The sequence below is a fragment of the Rhizobium sp. SVR5-2C genome, assembly GCF_056755115.1.
In genome coordinates this window covers 1-262 of record NZ_JBNDHT010000434.1, presented here as the reverse complement: position 1 = coordinate 262, position 262 = coordinate 1, and the positions used below count along the sequence as shown (strand labels likewise).

Genomic DNA, 262 nt, shown 5'->3' with positions numbered 1-262 from the left:
CGTCGGCAGCGTCAGATGTGTATAAGAGACAGGGACCGGGCATTCCTGCCGAGCATGTGCCGCGCCTCACGGAGCGCTTCTATCGCGTCAGTATCGAGGACAGCCGTTCCAAAAAGGGCACCGGACTTGGCCTTGCGATCGTCAAACATCTGTCTCTTATACACATCTCCGAGCCCACGAGACGCGTAGTAATCTGGGGGGGCGGGTTTGTTTTTGGGGGGAGGGGGGGGGGGGGGGGGGGGGGGGGGGGGGGGGGGGGGGG

The 262-nt window shown here is 64.5% G+C and carries 1 pseudogene; it reads left to right on the top strand.

What is annotated here, in order from left to right:
* Positions 1 to 164 (top strand): annotated as a pseudogene (locus ACPYOI_RS36415) (ATP-binding protein); the annotation flags it as partial.
* Positions 165 to 262: the final 98 nt, after the last annotated feature.